The 21,329-nt window shown below is 58.1% G+C and carries 12 protein-coding genes; 6 read left to right on the top strand and 6 right to left on the bottom strand.

All coding sequences use genetic code 11. The features are described 5' to 3' along the window. Positions 1-15 precede the first annotated feature (15 nt). From PY649_RS18320 to PY649_RS18345, 6 genes are all read right to left on the bottom strand, one after another. A complete protein-coding gene (locus PY649_RS18320; protein ID WP_285870022.1) occupies positions 16-1,314 on the bottom strand; it encodes a capsule polysaccharide biogenesis protein in 1,299 nt (432 codons plus the stop codon). Next, positions 1,314-2,891 (bottom strand): LTA synthase family protein, encoded by a 1,578-nt coding sequence (locus tag PY649_RS18325; RefSeq protein ID WP_285870023.1) that lies wholly within the window; start codon positions 2,889-2,891, stop codon positions 1,314-1,316. Before PY649_RS18325 ends, PY649_RS18320 begins: the two co-directional genes overlap by 1 nt. Positions 2,892-3,032: 141 nt before the next feature. After that, the gene (locus tag PY649_RS18330) at positions 3,033-3,887 is read right to left on the bottom strand and encodes an SDR family oxidoreductase (RefSeq protein ID WP_285870024.1); all 855 of its coding nucleotides are present in this window, start codon (positions 3,885-3,887) and stop codon (positions 3,033-3,035) included. Between the two features lie 18 nt (positions 3,888-3,905). After that, on the bottom strand, positions 3,906-5,327 hold the full coding sequence (locus PY649_RS18335; RefSeq protein ID WP_285870025.1) for an aminotransferase class I/II-fold pyridoxal phosphate-dependent enzyme: 1,422 nt from the start codon (positions 5,325-5,327) through the stop codon (positions 3,906-3,908). Continuing rightward, on the bottom strand, positions 5,327-12,793 hold the full coding sequence (locus PY649_RS18340) for a type I polyketide synthase (RefSeq protein ID WP_285870026.1): 7,467 nt from the start codon (positions 12,791-12,793) through the stop codon (positions 5,327-5,329). Before PY649_RS18340 ends, PY649_RS18335 begins: the two co-directional genes overlap by 1 nt. A 361-nt stretch (positions 12,794-13,154) precedes the next feature. Then, the gene (locus PY649_RS18345; RefSeq protein WP_285870066.1) at positions 13,155-14,333 is read right to left on the bottom strand and encodes a polysaccharide biosynthesis/export family protein; all 1,179 of its coding nucleotides are present in this window, start codon (positions 14,331-14,333) and stop codon (positions 13,155-13,157) included. Positions 14,334-14,972: 639 nt separating this feature from the next. Between PY649_RS18345 and PY649_RS18350 the strand changes: the two genes are divergently transcribed. The 6 genes from PY649_RS18350 to PY649_RS18375 are packed head-to-tail and all read left to right on the top strand — an operon-like array spanning position 14,973 to position 21,296. Then, a complete protein-coding gene (locus tag PY649_RS18350; protein ID WP_285870027.1) occupies positions 14,973-15,833 on the top strand; it encodes a class I SAM-dependent methyltransferase in 861 nt (286 codons plus the stop codon). A gap of 20 nt (positions 15,834-15,853) precedes the next feature. Then, positions 15,854-16,939, top strand: a complete 1,086-nt coding sequence (locus PY649_RS18355) for a hypothetical protein (RefSeq protein ID WP_285870028.1) — start codon at positions 15,854-15,856, stop codon at positions 16,937-16,939. Then, positions 16,920-18,206, top strand: a complete 1,287-nt coding sequence (locus PY649_RS18360) for a KpsE/RkpR family capsule polysaccharide export protein (RefSeq protein WP_285870029.1) — start codon at positions 16,920-16,922, stop codon at positions 18,204-18,206. The genes PY649_RS18355 and PY649_RS18360 overlap by 20 nt, the downstream gene beginning before the upstream one ends. 14 nt (positions 18,207-18,220) lie before the next feature. Beyond that, positions 18,221-18,874: an ABC transporter ATP-binding protein gene (locus tag PY649_RS18365; RefSeq protein WP_285870030.1), complete on the top strand. Its 654-nt coding sequence runs from the start codon at positions 18,221-18,223 to the stop codon at positions 18,872-18,874. A gap of 29 nt (positions 18,875-18,903) precedes the next feature. Next, positions 18,904-20,169, top strand: a complete 1,266-nt coding sequence (locus PY649_RS18370; RefSeq protein WP_285870031.1) for a KpsE/RkpR family capsule polysaccharide export protein — start codon at positions 18,904-18,906, stop codon at positions 20,167-20,169. A 20-nt stretch (positions 20,170-20,189) separates the two neighbouring features. Beyond that, entirely contained in the window at positions 20,190-21,296 is a 1,107-nt protein-coding gene (locus tag PY649_RS18375; protein WP_285870032.1) for a hypothetical protein, read from the top strand. Positions 21,297-21,329 lie beyond the last annotated feature (33 nt).

Raw genomic sequence — 21,329 nt, forward strand, 5'->3', positions numbered from 1 at the left:
TCCTCAAACACGCGATCAAGGAATATTGATCTTCATCGGCCTTCGCCGTGGTGGCGGATCGATATAGGCGGCCGGCAGGTTGACGGTCTGCGACAAAAGACGTTTGACGATTTCAGCCGATGCCGATCGTGCGCCGGCGCGGGAATAGAAATTCCCGCGCACCTGGACGGACGCGGCAAGTAGCTTCAGAAATGCGCTGCGAATATCCGGTGACGGTGTTGCCGGATTGCCCCAGAAAAGATCCAACGGCCGCTGGTCGGTCAGGCCTTCGATATCGTAGATAGCCGCTCCCAGGGCTTTTACCGGCCTGTCAGCCTGCAGGGCAGAAAGTGCGACGGTAGAATTGACCGTCACCACACCTTGGCTCGCCGTGATCAGTTTTTCGAGATTGCCGCCGTCGATAAAATGAACACGGGACGACAAGCCGAGCTCCGCGCAGATGGCGTCGATATAGCCTTTCCAATCGACGAGGTCGTTGTCGAGCGGATGAAGCTTTACCACCAGATGCGAGTCGGAAGTTGCATGCGCGACGAAGGACCGCATGATCTGACGGATAGCATCCTGCTGCCGATTGAAGGGCGAGTGGGAGCGCAGTTGATAATCCGTCTGAAGCTGCAGTGGGTAGACGAAGAAGCGCGTTTTGTCGGCGATCAAGCGCTCGGTCGTTGCCTCAGCCTCCCTTGCGCGCCGGCCGCTCGACGGCAGCCGGCGGAGCCAGCCCGCATATTCCACCAGCGGATGATAGAGCGCATGGCGCTTGTAGCCGGGATAGAGAAACCACAGAAAAGCGTTGGGAATATTGTAAAGGAGATCATATGCCGCCTCCGCCAGGAAGCTGTGGCTGAAGCGGCGGGTCCAATCCGGCTCGGGAAGGCTCGCGGCGGCCTCCACGATGTACAGCGGATCGACAGGAAAGCGGGAATTGGATGACATTCCGTCGCGCTCGATCGTTACCCAATCCGGCCGCAGATATCCCATCTCGACGACATTGATGCTGGCGCCCTGTTGCCGCGCCTCTTCGATGGCGACTTGATGATACGGACGCTCTTCACCGAGAAGAATCACGTCGGTGACCTTGCCGGCCTCGATTCGGCGGCGAACGTAATGGCGCCAGCCGGCAAAGGCGCCGCGATAATTGAGGGCGCCGCGACGACGCCAGAATATCCAATCGCCAAGGTTCAAGTTGATACGGATGCATCGGTGGCCAGCGGCCTCTAATCCCCAGGCGATTTCGGTGAAAAGCGGTGAGGACGGCCCTTGCAGGAAAAGGAAGACGCGCTGAGAAGCCGCTGCGTCCCCCTGCCTCTCAGCCATCACTCCGGAACCTCGGTGCTGAGCCCGGCATAACGCAGTAACGTGCCGATGAGATTCCACGGCGCCTCTTCCTGCGATGGCTTCGGCTTTTGCGAGTGCGATCGCGCGCGGCCAAGCGGAACGATGATGTAGTCCGTGCGCGGATCGGGAAAGGGATCGGCGAAGGCCTTCAGCAGCGGTGCGTGATCGCCGTAAAACAACAGCCACACTGGACGGTCGAGCCGATCCAGATGATGCGCAAGATTGCCCAGCGCATGGTCGGCGCGCATCAGCAGTTCGCTATAGATATCCACCGGATTCGTCAGGTCTCCACAGCGACCGGGCTCCCAAGGCCCATGATTCGCCATGGAAGCGACGAAGACAAAATTTTTCCCGACGCCATCCCCGTCGATTGCGCGAATCACGCTTTTCGTCAGCGACAGGTCGCTGACATAGGGGCCGTCACGCTCGGGCCGGTGGTCGAATTCGTCCAGCATCATCATCCGGTCGAAACCGAGCTGTGGCATGGCCTTGTGGCGCAGAAAAAAGGTCTTGTCGTAGGGATGGATGAATTGCGTCTTCCAGCCGGCCTTTCGCAGTCTCTGTGGCCACACGACATCCTTGTAGTGACTGGCGCGCAAATAGGGGTAGCTCGCGTCGATATGGACGTTTTCGGGCAAGAGACCGCTCAACACCGCAAACTCTGTGCGGAGCGTATAACCTCCCTCGAAGACGCTGGTCATGCGGCCCCATTGTGCTGCCTGATCCCGCAGCCGGTCGAGGTTGGGCAATTTGACATCTTTCACGTCGAAATGCCGGAGGTCGATGAAGGATTCGGATTGCCATATGACGATCAGCGGTTCGTCGTCGCCATGTTCCCAAAGGTCATGAAGGGCGGAAATGAAGCGTTCGGATAGTTGCGTGACGATCGCTTCGCGCCTGACGCCCATCCAGATGACGAAATGAAAGACGACGGATTCGAACGTGCCGAACCTGACCGTATCCTTCTTGACGTCGACCTTGCCGAGAACATTCTGCGTGAAACGACAGACGGGTCCACTGACGATCCTGCTGAACAAGGCGAGCCAAGGACCGAAGGCAACCGCCAGCATCACGAGAATCCAAAAGACGCCGTATTTGCTGGGCAGGATCGACGGCTCGAAATACATATAAAGCGCGCTGACGCCGAACACGTAGGAGAGCGCGATGACCCAAAAGACGACGTTCAGAGACGTCGCGTAGAAAATCTCCTGGTATTTGAAAACATCGACCACCAGGGCGATGTCGGAGAATACCAGAGGCTCACGGATGAACTCGAATTTTGCACGCGAAATGCCGGTGAAGATGACGAAGAAACTGATCGCACCCTGCGCACCGTAAATCGGACGCCAGGAAATCGCGAAGAAGAAGGCATAGACGAGAGCGATGACGGGAATTCTTGCAGCCCACTCAAAAGTCAGCCGCTTCAAACTTCTCTCTGTATGATTTTGCTTGTTGACGGCAGCAGGCATCGCAAAGGGGTCGGTCAAGAAAATGACGACACAGGAAAAAGCGAAGCAGGCAACCGTCAAAAGAGCCGGAAAATCATGAAGTCTCAAAACAACACCGTCCGAATATAGTAGTCTGCGGCAGCTCCTTCCAAAATCGGAAGGGATCAGTCGCCAAGTCTAAATTTTATTGTTTTTTATCCGCGTCCCCTCGGGATCGCAGGAGCATCAAATGAAATATGGAGAATGCTTTCACCTTCTATGATCAAAGCCTCCATTCATCACTTCGGAAAGACTTCCATCTCGGCCTTGCCGAGATATTTTTCTCAGCCTGTGGGAAAACCACCACATCAACAGCGGCTTTATCAGCGGACCGAAATAACCGAGAGCGGTCAGCGATAATCCGAAATGGATCCGCGTTCTGCCGCGATCCAGGCTGTGGACAATTTTCGCCGCCACGGCTTCGGCACTCCACGGTTTGACGGCGCCCATGAGGAGTTCCGCTTCCGCGGGCCGCATGGGCAGTTCACGGCTATATTGCGGAGTGAGCGTATCCGGCGGAAAACAGATGGAGACACGCACCCCGGAAATGCCCGCCTCGGCGCCTAGAGCCTCCGCAAATCCGGCCAATGCCGACTTGGAAGCGCAATAGGCGGTGTAGCCGTAAATGCCGATCAAGGCGGCGCCGGAGGAGATCATCATGATCTTGCCACCGCGGCGCGTTTTCATCCCCTTATAGACGGCGCGCACGACATTCGCCGTTCCGATGAGATTGGTGGCGATCTGTTCGTCAAATACCGCGGCTGGCATCCTTTCGAAAGCGGAGGGCTCGACGATGCCAGCCGAGGCAACCAGGACGTCGCAGGCCCCGAAGGCGTGTTCGCAGGTCTCAACGGCTTCCAGAACCTGATTGGCGGATGCGACGTCGACGCAGGCAACCTGGATGCGGGAAAGATCAGCGCCCGGGCTCGCAGCGATCTCGATGCGTGCCTGCTCCAGGCGTCCGAAGTGACGGGCGAGAAGGGAAACCCGATCGCCTCTTGCGGCATAGAGCCTGGCTATCGCCAGACCGATACCGCTTGAGCCCCCCGTGACGATAACATGCATGAGATGGTCGCCTCGCTGTTATCGGTTGCCGGAGGCCTGACGCATCGGCAACAACTGCATCACCTTATCCATGTCGATGGATCCCAGGCCGAAATTCCGATCCTGTAAATCTTTGAGTTTCCGGGCAGTTACGGCAATAGAATGGCGGATTTGCTCGTCGGTGTGATTGCAGGTGATGAAGAAACGTAGGCGCGCCATGCCCTCGGGCACGGCCGGATGAATGATGGGCAGCACATTGATGCCCTCGCTCAGCAGATCATTGGAAAGCTGCACCGCTCGCAAGGAGTCGCCGACGATGACGGGAACGACGGAAAAACCGAGGCTTAGACCGGTATCCAGGCCCGCCTCCCTGGCGCATTGCAGGAAGAGACTGCCGTTGCGCCTCAGCCGGGCAGCTCTGTCCGGTTCGGATTCCAGAATTTGCAGGCCGGCGATGGCTGCCGTCGCCAAAACGGGGGCAAGGCCGACACTGTAGATGAAACCGCCTGCCTCGGCCTTCAAGATATCGGCAAGCGCGCTGCTGCCGGCAATATAGCCGCCGCAACTCGACGTCGTCTTGGAAAGCGTTCCCATCCAGATGTCGACGTCGCGGGGATCGATCCCGAAATGCTCGAAGGTGCCGCGCCCCCTTTCGCCCAGGATGCCGAGCGCATGCGCCTCGTCCACCATCAGCCAGAACCCGTAGCGGGCCTTCATCTCCAGCAGTGCCGGCAGGTCGGCGACATCGCCGTCCATGGAATAGATACCTTCGACGATGACCAGGATACGGCGAAAGTCGGACGACAGCGTCTTCAGGATGCTTTCCAGATTTTCGGCGTCATTGTGCCTGAACAGGCGCCGCGCGGCGCCGGAAAGCTTGATGCCGGCAAGCGCGCTGTTGTGGATGAACTCATCGTGGATGACGAGATCCTGCGGCCCCAGCAGGCAGCCGATCGTCGCGACATTGGTCAGGTAGCCGCTGACGAAACAGACGGCGGCATCAACGCCGTAAAGCTTCGCGAGTTCTTGCTCCAGCTCGACATGCACCGGGCGCTCGCCGGCGACAAGACGGCTGGCGGAAGCAGAAATGCCAAAACGGTCGATGGCCTCCTTTGCACGGGCTGCGACAACCGGATCAGTGTTGGTGGCCAGATAATCGTAGGAAGCGAAATTGATGAATTCGCGCCCACCCATTCGCGTCGTCGCGCCGGCGGCGATATCATGCGAGCGGTAGAATGGATTGGCGATACCCGCCAACTCGCCGGCAATCTTCTGCGTCATGACGCGCTTATATTCCGACAGATCCTCGAAGCGGATGGCCTGGCGGACCGGCTGCTGCGGCCGCCTGTTCAGCCGTTCGGCCCGGCTCCGTCCAGAGGATTCGCTCGCCCGGCGCATCTGCTCGAGCAGGCTGATTTTCTCGTCACCAGGCGGCGTATCGTCGTTGGCGTCTTGCGTCATCAGTGTGCGGCTCTCTTCAGCGGCGGCTGCAACGAGTGGCTCTGCACCAGCCGGCCAACGACCTTATCCTCAGTCACCGCCGCGCGTTCCGCCCCTCCGCCGCCACGGTTCATAACCCGGTCACGCAACCGGCTGACGACATCGCCGACGGTCGTCCCCTCCCCGACCCCGCCCAACGGAATGTCGAAACCAGTCTTCTGCTGGAAGCTCATGCCGAGCTCCATGGCCATCAGGCTGTCGAGGCCAATATCCTTCAGCACCTTGTCGGGAGTGATCGTGTCTTCAGTCACGCGCAGGATCGCGGCAATTTCCGAAGCGACAAGCACGTGCAGAGCCGCTTGCGCTTCGTCCTGCGACTTGCCTTTGATCAATTCCCTGAGATCGATCGTGTCGCCTTCGTTCAGGGACTGATGCCCGTTTGCATGGCGCATCAGCGGCTCGAACAGTGGGCGACCTGCGATCGGCAACATGCGAGCCGCACCCCAGTCGATTTCGGCGATCATGACGGCCGCGGCATCGATCTTGCCGGTATCGGCGAGCATATAGCGTTCGACCTGCTCCAACGCATCCCGCGCCTTCAAAGCGGCCTTGCCGATGCGTTTGGACAAGAGTTCGTTGACCTCGATATTGCGGGCAAGAAATCCTTTGTCCGCAATGGCGCCGAAACCGATGGCAAGCGCCGGCAGTCCGGCGGCGCGGCGCGCGCGCGCCAAACCTTCGAGATAGCCGTTTGCGGCGACGTAATTCGCTTGCCCCGGATTGCCGAGCATCGTCGTTGCCGAGGAAAACAGCAAAAACAGATCGAGACTGTCATTCAGGGTCGATCGATGAAGAATGTCGGCGCCCCTGACTTTGACCTCGATAACCGGCCGATTGCGCTCCGGCGTCAGATTGGCAAGAAGGCCGTCGTCGAGGACCATGGCGGCATGGACAACGCCTTTCAGCGCACCCTCTGTTCGAAGAGAGCCGAGCAATGTCCCGACGGCAGCTTCATCCGTCATGTCGCAGGCGTGCAGCGTTGCCTCCACGCCCTTCTTCTTCCATTGACCAATGGTCTGCAGCGTCTCCTCATCGGCTACGCCTCGGCGCGAGCACAGCGCGATGCGGCGCGCGCCCTTGGAGACAAGCCAATCGGCAGCCGCCAGGCCGAAACCGCCGATACCGCCGGCAACTAGGAAAATACCATCAGGATCGAGCCGAAGCGATTTGCTCGGCGCCGGCAAGACATGATCGACACCAAGAACAGGCGGACGAACGACGATCTTGCCGATATGGCCGGCATTCTGCATCAATCGGAAAGCGCCGCCGATCTCATCGTAGCCAAAGGCACGATAAGGCAGCGGCGTCAGCTTTTTATCGGCAAAAAGCTGACCGATCTCCGCAAAGATGCGCTTCGTCACGGCGGGAGCGCTGATCAGCAATTGATCGGCGTCGATGCCGAAATAGCTGATATTGCGGCGAAAGGGGCGCAGCCCGATCTTGCGGTCGGAATAATAATCGCGCTTGCCCAATTCCAGGAAGCGGCCGAAAGGCTTGACCAGCTCGATGCTTCGCTCCATCGCTTCGGAAAACAGCGAATTCAATACGAGATCGACACCTTCGCCTTGGGTGTTGTGGCGAACGCCTGCAACGAAATCCAGCGAGCGGGAGTCGAGCACATGATCGGCGCCAAGCATTTGAAGGAAACTGCGCTTCTCGATCGTGCCCGCGGTGGCAATCACCTTGGCGCCCTTGAGCTTGGCGATCTGAAGCGCTGCGAGGCCGACGCCGCCGGCGGCACCGTGGATCAGAATGGTTTCACCAGGTTGGATACGCCCCAACTCGACCATGGCGTAGTACGCGGTCAAGAAGGCAACGGGCACCGTGGCCGCGGCAACCGTTTCCATTGTTTCAGACAGTTTGGTGACACCGTCGCGGCGCACGCGCACATGGGTCGAAAACGCGGCGGGGCCAATACCCATGACCTTGTCGCCCGGCTGGAGATCGCTGACAGCAGAGCCGGTTTGCAGCACGCGGCCGGCGAACTCCATACCGATCGTCGCGCCGGCAAACCCGTCCTCCAGCGCCTCTTCCGGCAAAAGGCCCATTGCCCACATGACGTCGCGGAAATTGAGCCCGGTGGCTTCGACGGCAACGATGACCTCGTCGTCCGACGGCACCGGCAAATCCGCCTCTTCCCAAACAACGCTGTCCAACCGGCCGCTCGCATGTTGCCGGATGGTCGCCGCAGCAACATCGCGTGTGAGCGTCGCAGCCACGGCAAAGGGACCAGCCACGGCCCGGATTTCACCGATCCTGCCGCTCACGCCCTCGAGCACCCATTCTCTGTTGTCGGTCTTAGCGACAAGAAGCGTCTCAACCGCCGCAATCGCCCGCTCATCGTCCGTGTCGGCGTCAAGGAGGTGAACGTCGAAGGTATCGTATTCGTTCTGCAGCACGCGCGCGAAGGCCCACAACCCGGCATTGGCGCTATCAATCCGCTCGCTGGCAAGCGGCGAGCCGCCCGGAGCCATGATCACAAGACACGGTCTGTCGTCCCGGCCATATCGCGCAAGTGCATCGGCCAGCTCTGCAAGCGCCTCCAGCCGCATCTGCGACAACTCGGATGCATCGCGGCCGCCTTCCCGTTCCGCCACATAGAGAATATGGCGCGGGCGGTGGGACGCCAGGGCAGCGGCGAGGTTTGAAAGCGGCACTTTGACGTCGACCGTGATCACCTGCATATCGGCGATGCCGACGGTGCTCTCTCCGCCCTCGGACAGAACTAGAAGCGGCGTCTCGAAGCGAGATACGGCAGGCTTGTCTTCGACATGACTACCGGACGTGGCCGCAGCCGTGATCAGCACGCCCTCGGGAAAGACTTGCTCTTCAAGCTTTGCCTTGCCGAAGCCGAGCGTCGCGAGGATATTTTCGACCTGCTGCGGCGTACCAAGCTGGCCCACTGGGAATTCCGGCGACTGGCTACCGGCGAACCATCCTTCCGTCATGCCGAAGGCAAAATCGTTGAAGACGCTCGGCGCGCGATCGACGAACAGGAGCTGCGCGCCACGGGCACCAGCGATACGGATGGCAGCCCTCATTCCATCGTCATGGGACAAGAGATGCTGGCTCTGATCACCAGACGCAACGATAATGTCGGCAAGCGGCTGATCGACAAGCTTCCCGGGTTCGGTGACAATGACATGCGGGTTTTTCTCGAAAGCGAGTTCAAGCGCTCGGCGAATGTGCTCCCGCGGCTCGGCTATGATCAGGCGGGCGCCGGCCTCGGCGGCCATCAATGCCAACCGCTCGCTGAAAGCTGTCGATGTTGAACCCGCTTCCAAAATATGGCCGATGCTGCCGGGATTGGCCTCGACAGCAACCAACAGCGCCTCAGCAATCAACGAAAGCCGCCTGCTGCTTAAGGGAGAGTGAACGAGCACATGCTCCAGCGTCGCCCCTCCCACCGTATGAGCCATCGCCTCGGTCCGTTGTTGGCCCAGCACGTGCTTGTGGACAGCAGCCAGACGGTCCAGGGTTTCGCGATAGGCATTGTTGACGAGAACGGCTTCCGCAACTCGACCGGCATCTTCGCGGTACAGCTCCCGCAGAAGGTCGCCCACCGGCGGCAAGGTGAAATCAAGGGGAACGTGCCACTCGCCATCGCCAACCGAAGCGATGCTGGCATCCTCCAAGGCATAGAGACAGTTGATCAGAAACGGCCGGAATTCCGGATCGTCGGGAACGCTTGAAAGCGAGACCAGTCCGTCTCTGCCTGCGATCGCCAGTGCAATCTCATGGCAGGCCCGATAGATCGCCGCGTCGAGAAGCAGGGTCGCATTATCGAGCGATTGATTTCCATTGTCGTTGTGCAACACCGGAGCATCCGGCAGCGTCATATTCGGCAGAGACTGGCGATCGAAGAGAGCCGATGGCACGGTCTCGTAATGAAAGGCAACGGAATCCAGCGTCGCGTGGCGGCGCAGATAGGTGCGGCGGAAGCGGCAATCGTCGAAAGCGGCAACCTGATGGCCATCGGTGTCGAACATCCAGAACCGGGCCTTGATCGAATTTTGACTGAATCGATCGATCTCTATGACCGCTTTGGCAACCGGTCTTCCCCTGCCCGCAACCCGCACCGTTCCGAAGCGAACCGGGATATAAGGAGCTCCAGCCTCGTCGCCGGACAGTTGATCGAATAGCGCCACGAGACCATGGAACGCTGCATCGATCGACATCGGATTGAGATTGTAAGTCAAAAACGGATGGGTGGGACCGGCGGCAGGCTTGAGGTCCACTTCGATGACATGGCGCCCGAAGGCGACGGCCTTCGACAGAAGCCGGAAATGGGGGCCATATTGCAGGCCGAAACGCTCCGCCGTTTCATAGGTCTTCTCGGAAGTCAGGACGGATTCCGGCTGCGCGGACCGCCATCCCGCTTGGCTCTCAACGGCACTGTTCTCGATCGGCTTGCGGCAGCGCGCGACGGCATGAACGGTCCAGTCATCATTGCTCAGCCGCTCACGTGACCGAATTTCGATATCGCCGGTCTCCGGAGACAGGACCGTCGACAGCTCCATCATTCGGTCCTGGCGCAATTCCAGGGGCCTGACGATTTCCAGATTGCCGATCTCGACCTCATCCGTCTGGTAATATCGCTGAGCTGCCGTGACGACGATTTCGATGAAACCACTGCCCGGCAGAATAGACTTGCCATCGACGACATGTTCCGCCAGATCGGCGAAAAGATGCGCGTCCAGATGGTTTTTCCAAGTGGAGCCGTTGGGGTCGGTGCGCCAGCCAAGCAGGGTGTAAGGGCTCTTACCGTCGCGACCGAAAATGTCGATTTCGTCTGTTGTCGGCTGCGAACGCAACTCCACCGGCTCGAACGGCAAAGGGGGCAGCTTGACGAAAGCATTGCGCGTGGCGCTGCCGCGCGAACGCAGTGCAGGCGCGCCATGGGCGACAGCGCGCGCAAACGCCTGCGAAACCGGATCGCGACTGCGAAGCGGCGTCTCCCGCAGCAATGTCGGTATGGCAACTGCCTGGACGGACGCCTGCTTGGCGATCTCCGTCACATAGTTCGACAGGATCGGACGCGGGGCGATTTCAATGAACAGGTTGCATCCCATCGCCATCGCCGCCTGGCAGGCGGCCTTGAAAAGCACGGGATCGCGGACGTTGCGCCACCAATATTGGGCATCCAGCAGGCGGCCATCGCAGGCAGTGCCAGTCACCGTCGAGATGAAGGTGCCGGTGCCTGCATCCGGCTCGACATCCGGCAGATCGGCGAGAAAGGCGTCCTTTGCCCGATCGATGATCGGATGGTGGAACGGATAGTTAATGTCGAGGATATGGGCGACGATCTGCGACTTGCGGGCCGCGTCCCTGAACGCCTCGATCTCGTGGACGGGGCCGGAAATCGTTATCGAATTCGGCGCGTTAATCGCGGCGACGCAGATGTTATAGAGACCCTGCGATTTGGCGAAGGCGAGCGCGGCGTCCTCGTTGAGAACGACCGCGGCCATCCTGCCTTCACCGGCAAGAAGATCCTGATGAAGCGAACGCTTGGCGACGATCGCGACCGCCTCGGCAGCCGTCAGCGCTTTGGCCGCATAGGCAGCGGCGATTTCACCGACGGAATGGCCGAGGACCGCGTCAGGCTTCACACCCAGCGCCGCCAGACAATCCGAGAGAGAGGCCTGAACTGCAAAAAGCAGAGGCTGGGCAATCTTGGTATCCGCGAGCCGCAAAGACAGATCGGAAGAGACCAGAATATCCGTCAGCTTCTCGCCGAGATAATACTCGAAGAGCGCGCTGAAAGACTGGAAACACTGCCGGAAATGGCTGTTCTCCTGATAGGCCTCGACACCCATGCCCGCCCATTGCGAGCCGTTGCCCGAAAAGACGAAGGCAATCTTGGCCGCCTGGCCCGGCACCTCGCCGATTTCACCAACGGAACTTTCGCCGGCAAGATGCGCATTGATGGCCGCAAGCACCGCTACGCTGTCCTTGGCTTTGGCTGCGAAACGGTGGCGCATCGGTTCGCGGTTGGCGGCGGACGACGCGATGATCTGCCGGGCTTCCTTGGGCTCTGCATCTTCGAGGCGGGTCCTGTAGTCATCGAGCAGCTTCGAAAGCGCCGAAGCCGTATGGGCACTTGCAACGAAAATCGTACCGTCGCCCCGCATCTGCGGTTCGGGCGGAGCGATCGGATCGGGATCGCCGATGACGACATGGGCATTCGTGCCGCCGAATCCGAAGGAATTGATGCCGGCAAAGCGTGGCCGTTTGGCCGGAAGGAGCTCGATGGCCGATGTATTGACCCGAACGTTCAAGCCTTCGAAATCGATAGTTTCGTTCGGCTGCTCGAAATGCAGCGACGCCGGCAGGAAATTGTTTTCCAGCGCGATCATCGCTTTCAGCAGGCCGAAGAGCCCGGAAGCAGGCTCGGTATGTCCGATATTGGACTTGATCGAGCCGACCGGCACCGGTGCCCTGCGGTTCCGCCCAATGACATCACCGATCGCCCAAATCTCGGCGGGATCGCCGACTTTGGTTCCCGTACCATGGCCTTCGATGAAGGCGATGCGGTTGACGTCGATATTCTGCCCCTCATAGATCGAGCGCAGCAAAGCGGCTTGCGCGTCCCGCGATGGCAGCGAGATGCCGTTCGTCCGGCCGGAAGAATTCACCCCGACCGCATGGATCCGCGCGTAACTGCGGTCCTTCTCGCGCAAAGCGCGATCCGTCCTGCGCAGGATGATGGCTGCGCCGCCTTCCGCGCGGACGTAGCCGCGGCCGTTGTCGTCATAGGCGCGGCAAAGCCCTTCAGGCGACAACATGCGCGCCTGCGAAAAGCCAACAAAGGACAAAGGATGGACCAGAAGATTGATGCCGCCGACGATCGCCGTGTCGATATCGCCGCATTCCAGCGCCCTCACCGCCTGATCGAGCGCCACAAGCGACGACGAACAGGCTGTGTCGATCGTCATGCTCGGCCCCCGCAGGCCGAAAATGTGTGAAACGCGATTGGATACGATCGAGAGCGTGTTGCCCGTCATGAAGTACGGGCTGCCCGACGCCGGATCTTCGGCGGTGAGATTGCCGTAGTCGAGCGATGAAGCACCAACATAGACGCCTACCTTCTCGCCTTCGAAGCTGTCGACGGGCAAGTTGGCGTCTTCCAAAGCCCGCCAGACGAGGTTCAGCAGGATGCGCTGCTGCGGATCCATCTGCATTGCTTCGCGCTGCGAGAGGCCGAAGACCGCAGGGTCGAAGGCGTAAATGTCCGCCATGACACCAGCGGCGTAACTATAGGTTTTTCCTTGAGTGCCGACGACTGGGTGCCAAAAACGCGCGAGATCCCATCGCTCATCGGGGATACGCCCAACGGTGCAAAGTCCTTCCTTGAGGACGAGCAGCAGCTCTTCTATCGAACCCGCCCCCGGGGCGACGCTCGCCCGCCCGATAATTTCAATCGTCATGATATCTCGGCGTCATTCTAAAAATTGCATGGGATGAAAGTAGCCATAGTTACTTATCAACTGTTCACATCACAATTATCTGCGGTTGTCACCTGCAAAAGCTGGGGTGCAGAACACCGCATTTGACAAAGAAAGCCGGCGTGACCCAAATCAGAGTGGATATACCGGACTACAACCCTTTGTAGAAGATCCACAGTCGGAATCTCAAAAATACGAAGCGCCTCCCCGCCGGCTGTCACCATCGCCCGTCCATTCCCAATAAATTCCGGTCTTTCGACCATGCGGCTTACGCCGACCGACATCAGGCATTGATGCTCTTGACAAAGCACGCGGCTCCGCACGCCTCGCCATCAAACCAACGTCATTGCCCCAGATTGACCGCCGTCGACGCACCCTGCGACGCGATGTTGAGCGGCGCACCGACAAGCGTCAGGAATTTCCGAATATCGACCGATGGGTGACGCGATACATAGATGACGTCGCGGCTCTTGACGGGGAACGTCTGGCCGACGATCAGACTGTCGGGATGCGACATGTCGAATTTATAGACAATCGGATAGCGTCCCTTGGAATCCGGCGACATGCCCTTGCGCACGAGCTCTTGGAAGCGAGCGAGGCCGAGCAGGCTTTGGACGATTTCCGGCTCTTCGTAACGGAACAGGAAAAATCCCTTCGCGTTGGCAGCTTCATCGATCGCGCCATGGCCCAAAGCGACGGCCTCGAGAAGATTCAAGTCGTTCGCCCCGAACTCGAGGCGGCCATCACCCTTGACCGCACCAAGCAGGGTAAAGGTCCTGGGATCACGTACGAGGAAGATCTGATCGCCAGGCTGGACATAAATATCTTCAGTCGGATGCTCGATGATCGACTTCAAAAGAGCTGTCCCTGTCTTGTTGCCGCGAACCAATGTTACATAGGTTTCGTAAGGCTGGGTGACCGGTCCACCCGCCTTGGCGATGACCTGCGTGATCTTTTCGCCAGTCAAATCCAAAGGAACCAGCGAGGGACGGCCGACAGCGCCGGAAACGGTGACCGTGCGCGATGCCGTCCCGGTGCTCGTTACAATGACATCAGGTTCGACCGCCTTGGTGGCCAGTGCCGCCAGGATCGCTTGACGGGCCTGCTCCAGCGTCTTGCCGGCAAACTTGACCGTGCCGGCATAGGGAATGGCAGCGGTCCCATCCGGTTGAACGACAATATCCAGCGACACCTGCTTGGACTGAGCCGTCGAGAACAAGCCGTCCGCGCCAGCCTCAAAAATGGTCACTCGCAACGAATCGCCGACACCGATAACAACGCGTCCGACAGAGCCGCCTATCCCGAACCGACGATTAAGTGCGCCGGAAACATAATCGGAGACAAGGCGCGCCGTGCGACTGTCTATGTCGACAACATCGAAAACGGCCGTATTCTTGCGCCCAAGTTCGGCGCCCGATTGCCCAGCGTCATCATCTATCGCACCGGCCAGCGGCCCTTCGCTCGAGACGGAATTGCATCCCGCCAGCACAACGCAAACTAGTATCGCCGCCCCTACGCGAATCAATTGAATAACCTCAAAATCAATACCGGCCGACCTTACCGACTGGATCAGGGCAGCGCATTATTCATAAAACCCGTCGGCGCCTTGAAGAGCATAATGAGGCCCCCTCAACAAGCCAATTTAGCACAAACGCCGTCAAAAAAATTCTAGTGCGATCTTATTAGCTCACGTGATGGTCGTATATCCACTGCAAAATTTAGGCTGAAAACGTGAATAACACAATTTATACCGGTATTTTCTAAGAGACTTAGATTAATATTCACTCAATGATAGAGGAACCCGTTAACCAATGAAAACAAGCCGAATCCGCATCCTTAGATCCAAAAACGGAACCGAACGCCTTTCCTTTTTGTGAGGGTACCCTTGCTTATCATGGCCTTGGGCTCTAAACCATGACCGACATATTGGCAACTGAATTAAACAACCCAGGATTAGCAAGGTCGAATTCATCCTTCGCCGGATTGCCATGGCAGCAAGGAGGATATGGAACAAGTCTTTCGGGTGGTCGCTAGGCCGTGAAAGAGACCGCAATATGAATTGTGCCGTCCAAGGGACACGCCGCGGCAATTCAGAAAATGGCGGCCAAAGTCCGACCCACTATACCGGCCTAGAGACGCCTCGAAACCGGACGAACTACCGATGGAAATGAAAGTGTTGTCAATGCTCGGTTTTGCGAAGCGACCCAGGAAAAAGACGCCAGAGAATTCTCTGGAGGCGATATTTGATCAATACGAGCAAGGCAAACCCGACCATCAGAATGCGATTGACGCCCTTCCCGGCTGGAATTGCGCTTTTCCCACTGCCCTCGGACTCAATGCCGGAAAGCATCATCTCTATGCGGACGATCGGTTAGATTGGGCGCTGCGATCGTTCGGCTCGATCGAAGGGAAGACTATCCTGGAAGTGGGGCCGCTGGAAGGAATGCACACATACATGCTGCATCGCCAACGTCCGGCGCGGATCGACGCAATCGAGGCAAATCGGCTTTGTTTCCTGCGATGCCTGGTGACAAGGCAAATTCTCGATATCAGCAGCGCTTCGTTCTTGTTGGGTGATATTCAGGCGTGGCTTACCGACCACGAAGAAGTCTATGATTTTGCCATAGCTTCGGGCGTCCTCTATCACATGGCCGATCCCGGAGAGTTTTTGAGACTGCTGGCCAGCCGCGCGAATGCCGTTTTTATCTGGACGCACTTTTTTCTCGAAGAGGCGATGCCCAAGGGCGATGTGCGGCGGAATCCGTTCAGCGGGAAGGTCGAAACGAAGGTGATCGAGGGCGTTCCGGTCCGCTACTACGAACGCAGCTATCAGCATGCCAACTCGAACGCATCCTTCTGCGGCGGCATGAAGGATCGGCACTTCTGGATGCATAGAGACGACATATTGACGCTTTTGGAAAAGCTTGGATACAGCGACATCACAATCAAGGATCAGAACTTCGGCCATTCCGGCGGACCGTGCTTTTCGCTCTTGGCGCGCAAAGCGCACGCGGCTCCTTAACCCGACCCTGGAGGGCACCCGTGCTGTTTAATCTCGAATATGATCGGGGTACGGTTCTGGAAGGCTATCTCATTCCGGACGGATTTTCCGATCTGCCGCATATCAGGGTATCGGATGCGGATGGCGAGCTGATGGTCTTGCCCTGCGATCAGATCAAACAGGCGGTTGTCGACTCAGGTCGACACGAGAACGGGCGGGTCGGGTTCAAATTGGACACGACGATCATTCCCGACATTGCCAAGCGAAGCACACTCACGATCCACGACGCCAAGTCGGGATTGTTGATTTATCGCCGGCCGCAAGTGTCGCAACCGGTCCCGCTGAAGATCCTGCGCCTGGAAACACAGCTCCTGCCGATGGTCAAATTCGATTATCACTGCGGGCGCCATTTCCAATATGAGCTGCCGTCCGTAGAGCGTTTCGGCCATGAAACCGCGCTTCAGGCCTTCCATCTCAACGCCATCCAGTCGATCTATATCAGTGGGCGCCTGCTGCTGCGGAACTACGAGGAGTTCCTCGACAAGGGGTTCAAGGCCATCGTTCTGCTCACGGACCCCTATTATGAATTGGCCCTGCGCATATTTCTTTTGAAGCGAATGGCAAAAACCCAGATCTCATTCTTTGGCGACCGGGATAGGATCATCCTGGCACCGGCGGCGGAACACTTTGCTGAGGTCAATCTCGAAAGTGAGGCGTCCCTTAAATCGGCGCTCAAGAAAGCATCGCAGAACGTCAGAAACGTTCTGGTATCCCCCGTTACCCGCCAACTGGTCGCCACAACTCCGGAGCAACTAGCCACGCGTGGCGACGTTGCTGCGGCAATCGACCTCCTCTCACGTTTCACCATTGTCGGGCATGATGCCGACAGCCTTCATTTCCAAGACGCGATTGGCGAGCTGCTCGGCATTTCCATAGGCGATCTTCCGCTGCTCTCCCGGCACACCGCTCTGGAGGACGTCGCGGCGAGATTGCGCTCACTGCATATTGCCGAGCTAATGCTCGAGGAAGACCTTATTTTTGATCATTATGTGCGTGAGGCGATGAGACCGAGCGCGCCGGAATTGCGAAACACAAATGCAAGCCGATATGCCCAAAATAGCCATTGAAGAGACGGTCGATCAGCGGTCTCCGCGGGTAAAGCCGGCGCGACATCTCTTGCCGTCACTGTTTCGGCGAAGGGTGCCCGAACGGCGCCAGAACAATGATCTGGAAGACATCAAATATATACCGGTTCCCGGCACACAGGAACCCGTGCCCCAATCCGGCGGCAAGCCGCCGCTTCGGTTCGTCATCTTTTTATTGTTGGTCATCCTGCCGTTTCTGGCGAGCGTGATTTATTACGTCTTCGTCGCTTCGGATCAGTATGTCGCCGAAGCCCGCTTCGCCGTTCGTGCCCTTTCCGGCGCCAGTTCGGACGACAAGAGCGGATCCGACAATGGCGGCGGGTCGGCGGGCCTACTCAATATGCGTTCAGCCACACAGGATGCTTACGTCGTTACGAGCTTCGTTCGCTCGACGGAGATCCTCAAACGGATCGGCGAGAAGCTCGACTATCGATCGATGTTCGCGCGGGACGATGCGGATATCCTGTCTCGATTCCGCTCGTCGGACTCCGACGAGAAATTTCTGGACTATTGGCAAAACCACGTCAGTGCCTACATCGATGTCTCCTCCGGTATCATCACGTTGAAGGTGCGCGCGTTCACGCCCGACGATTCCGTAAAGCTCTCCAACGCCATCATCCAGGAGAGCGAGGCATTGATCAACGAGCTCTCGCAGCGCGCGCGCAACGACATCGTGCAAAGCATGCAGGCGGATGTCGAGAAAAGCGGGAAGACCTATGCCGACACCCTGACCGCGCTCAACCAATTTCAGCATCAATCCGGGCTGCTCAGTCCAGAGGCGCAAGCCAAGGACAGCAGCACGCTGCTGACAGGACTGCTTGCGCAGAAGCTCGAATTCGAAACGCGCCTTTTCGTGATGAAACAGTCGCATGCGGAGGGTTCTCCGACCTACCAGCAACTGGCCCTTGCTCTGCAAAGCCTTGATGCCCAGATCGACAAAAAGAAATCGGAATTAACCGGGCCGGAAAATGCGAGTCTGGCCAAAGCACTGCTGGAATATTCCAGGCTCGACACAGATCGGGTGATTGCGGAAAAGCTCTATGAGGCTTCGCAGAGGAACTACGACGCCGTGCTTGCCGAAGCACTTCGAAAGACGCTTTACCTAGCTGTATTCGTGAACCCGAAGCTTCCGGACGAAGCTGTCTTTCCGCATCGGATCACCACGCCACTCATCATATTGCTTGGCTTGTTCATTCTCTGGGCGACCCTCTCACTGATATGGGCGTCCGTGCAGGATCATCAGATATAAGCGAGAGATGCGTGATGATCCGCTTCAAGAACGTGTCGAAATACTTCAAGACGCAAAACAGCAAAAAGGTAATCCTGGACCGCGTGACCTGCGAATTCATGTCCGGCTATTCCTACGGCCTGCTCGGCGTGAACGGCGCTGGAAAATCGACGACAATGCGGATGATCGCCGGCACGATGCTGGCGAATTCAGGCAAGATCACCAAAGACGTTCGGGTCTCCTGGCCATTGGGCCTCTCCAGCGGCTTCAATCCCCTTATGACCGGCCGCGCGAATCTTCATTTTGTCGCCCGCGCCTATGGGGAGGATGTCAGGCGAGTCTCCCGTTTTGTCGAAGAGTTCGCCGAACTTGGCGACTATATCAATGCGCCGGTGCGCACCTATTCTTCCGGCATGGCCGCCCGCTTGGCCTTCGGGCTCTCCATGGCTATCGAATTCGACTGCTATCTTGTCGACGAGGTTCTGGCCGTGGGCGATGCCCGGTTCCAGGAACGCTGTCGAGCCGCATTTGAGAGTCGGCGAAAATATTCCGACATCATCATGATCTCGCATAGCATGAGCATGATCAAAAAGCATTGCGACAAGGGGATGGTGCTTGTCGACGGCAGACTCATGATTTTCGACAAGGTCGAACAGGCCATCGAAGCATACTACAGATTGAACAGATAAGATGCGACGGATTGGCAATTAGGTCCAACATGGCTCACGATACCGGAAAGACGTCTGAAACTGTTCAGCTGACTGCGATCCAGCACAGCCGCGATGTTGCCGCGAAACTGTCGGTGACTGCGCGCAAATTGCGTTTTTCGACATCAAAGCGAAGCCAGCTTTACAAAGTAGTCGGACTGCGCCCCCGCCCCCTGGAGCAGGTTATTGGCTGGGCGATACTGGTTCTGACGGTATTGCTGCTCGTCATTCCGAACGCCGCTTCGATCTATTACTTCACGCGCATTGCCTCGGATCAATACCAGTCCGAAACACGCTTTACCGTCCGGTCATCGACGCCGGCGCTCGGGAAAGATCAGCTGACCAAGATAACCGGCCTGCCATCGGCTGAAATTATTCAGAATACGCTGATCGTCACCAATTTCATCACCAGCAAGGATATGGTGGCCGCTCTCCGGGACAAGGTCGACTTCCAGAAACTCTATGGAAACCCGACGATCGATCCGCTCGCGAGGCTGAAGCAGGACGCGACGTCGGAGAAGATGCTCGACTACTGGGAGGATATGGTTTCGGTCAAAATCGATGCCAACAGCGGTATCGTGAACGTGAAGGTCCGCGCCTTTTCGGCTGCCGACGCGCAAAAGATATTGACGGAAGTCGTTGCGGCTTCCGAAGCCGTGGTCAACGACGTCAACAACCGCATGTGGCGCGACGTCCTCACCACCGCTCAAACCAATTTGGACAATGCGAAGAATCAATTGCAGAAAACACGGGAGCAGCTTCAGCTCGCCCGCAATCAAACGGGCGTCCTCAGCGTCGAGGGATCATCGGCAATTCTCACCAGTTTGATCACGAGCGTGCAGACCGACAAAATCAACCTTCAGCAAAAATATGACGCGCTTCTCGCAACGGTATCGCCGACTGCGCCACAGATGAAGGTTCTGAAGCGCCAAATCGACAGCAAGGAAAAGCAGCTGGAGGATCTGAACAGCCAGGTGGCGGGACAAAATAAATCCGAGCAGAACCTCGCCGACGTATCGGTCGATATGTCTCAGCGAGAACTGGAGCAAAGCCTGGCCGAACAGCAGTTCGCCGCGAGTATGAAAACGCTGGAGCAAGTGCAGTTTGTCAGCAAGCAACAGCTCCTCTATCTCGACACGTTTCTTGCGCCGAACCTGCCGGGTGAAGCGGAATATCCCAAACGGGCACTCTGGATCGGCGGCATTTTCGCAGCGTCCTTGGCAATTTGGGGCATTGTCTTCGGCCTGCTGACGACCGTGCGAAATCGTCTAGGCTAATCGCGCTCGGTCGGTCACCCATGCAAACTCTGCGCGACATCATCTACGGATTGATACCAAGGCCGCAACCTTCTGCCACATCCCCTGATGGTATTGCCCCTGCTGCGAAACAGCTTCTCATCCTGTCGCGACACCCTAATCCCAGCGCGAGCTACTATCTGGATGAGCGAACCAAAGCTCTTGCCAATGTCCCGATCTTCATGAGGGGCCTCGACGACAGATTGGACGATGTCGATGGCGAAGGGTTATTTGTCATCATTTGCCGCTACATCAAGGAACCGCAATTGCGCTGGCTGGAGCACTGGCGCGACAACCTGGCGGGCGTAGCCTATTTCATCGACGATGATATTCCCGCCCTCGTCGCGGGCGACGAAGCCGGTTGGCCCTATAAATTCAGACTGCTCAATCTCGCCATCCGGCCTCTCCCGCGCCTCAATCGGTTGCTGACCCATCTATGGGTATCCACGGAGGCCCTGGCGGGCACGCTGGCCAATGCCGGTCACAGGGTCGAGATCCTGGCCCCGATGCCGGCAGAACGCACCCGGGAATCAGCCGAGATCAGCAGCGCAACGACTGCGACGCTGAAGATGGTCTATCATGCCACGGGTATTCACCGCCACGAGCACGAATTCCTGATGCCGATCGTCAACTCGGCAATGCGCAAGCATGAAAATTTGCATTTCGAGGTTTTTGCCGATGGCAAGCTCGCACGCCAATGGCGTCGTCAGGACATTGACTCCAGCAGAATGAAGATAAGCCCGCAATTGCCGTGGTCGTCCTATCTCGCGAGGACCACGGATCATGGCGCCGACATCGCCTTGACGCCGCTCCTGGCGGGAAGGACCAATGACAGCCGGGCAGATACCAAGCGGATCGACATAAGCCGCATGGGAGCCGCCGCGATATTTTCCCGATGCGCGACATTTGCACGCTGTGCCGTTGCCGGAGAAATTCACATCGGCAACACAATGGAGGAATGGCTGATGGCCGTCGATCAGCTTGTGGAGGATGGAGACCGGCGAATTGTCGCGCGCAATGCCACACAACAGTCGATAGAAAAAATGCGGCAAAGCGCGACACTGGCATTTCCAGGCATACGTTTCGATGGGCTCGGTGATATGGCTTGATGGCCGGCCAGGGTGACACTATTCGCGGCTGGA

This window comes from Rhizobium mayense (assembly GCF_030272705.1).
In the GTDB taxonomy this organism is placed as follows: Bacteria; Pseudomonadota; Alphaproteobacteria; order Rhizobiales; family Rhizobiaceae; genus Rhizobium; species Rhizobium mayense.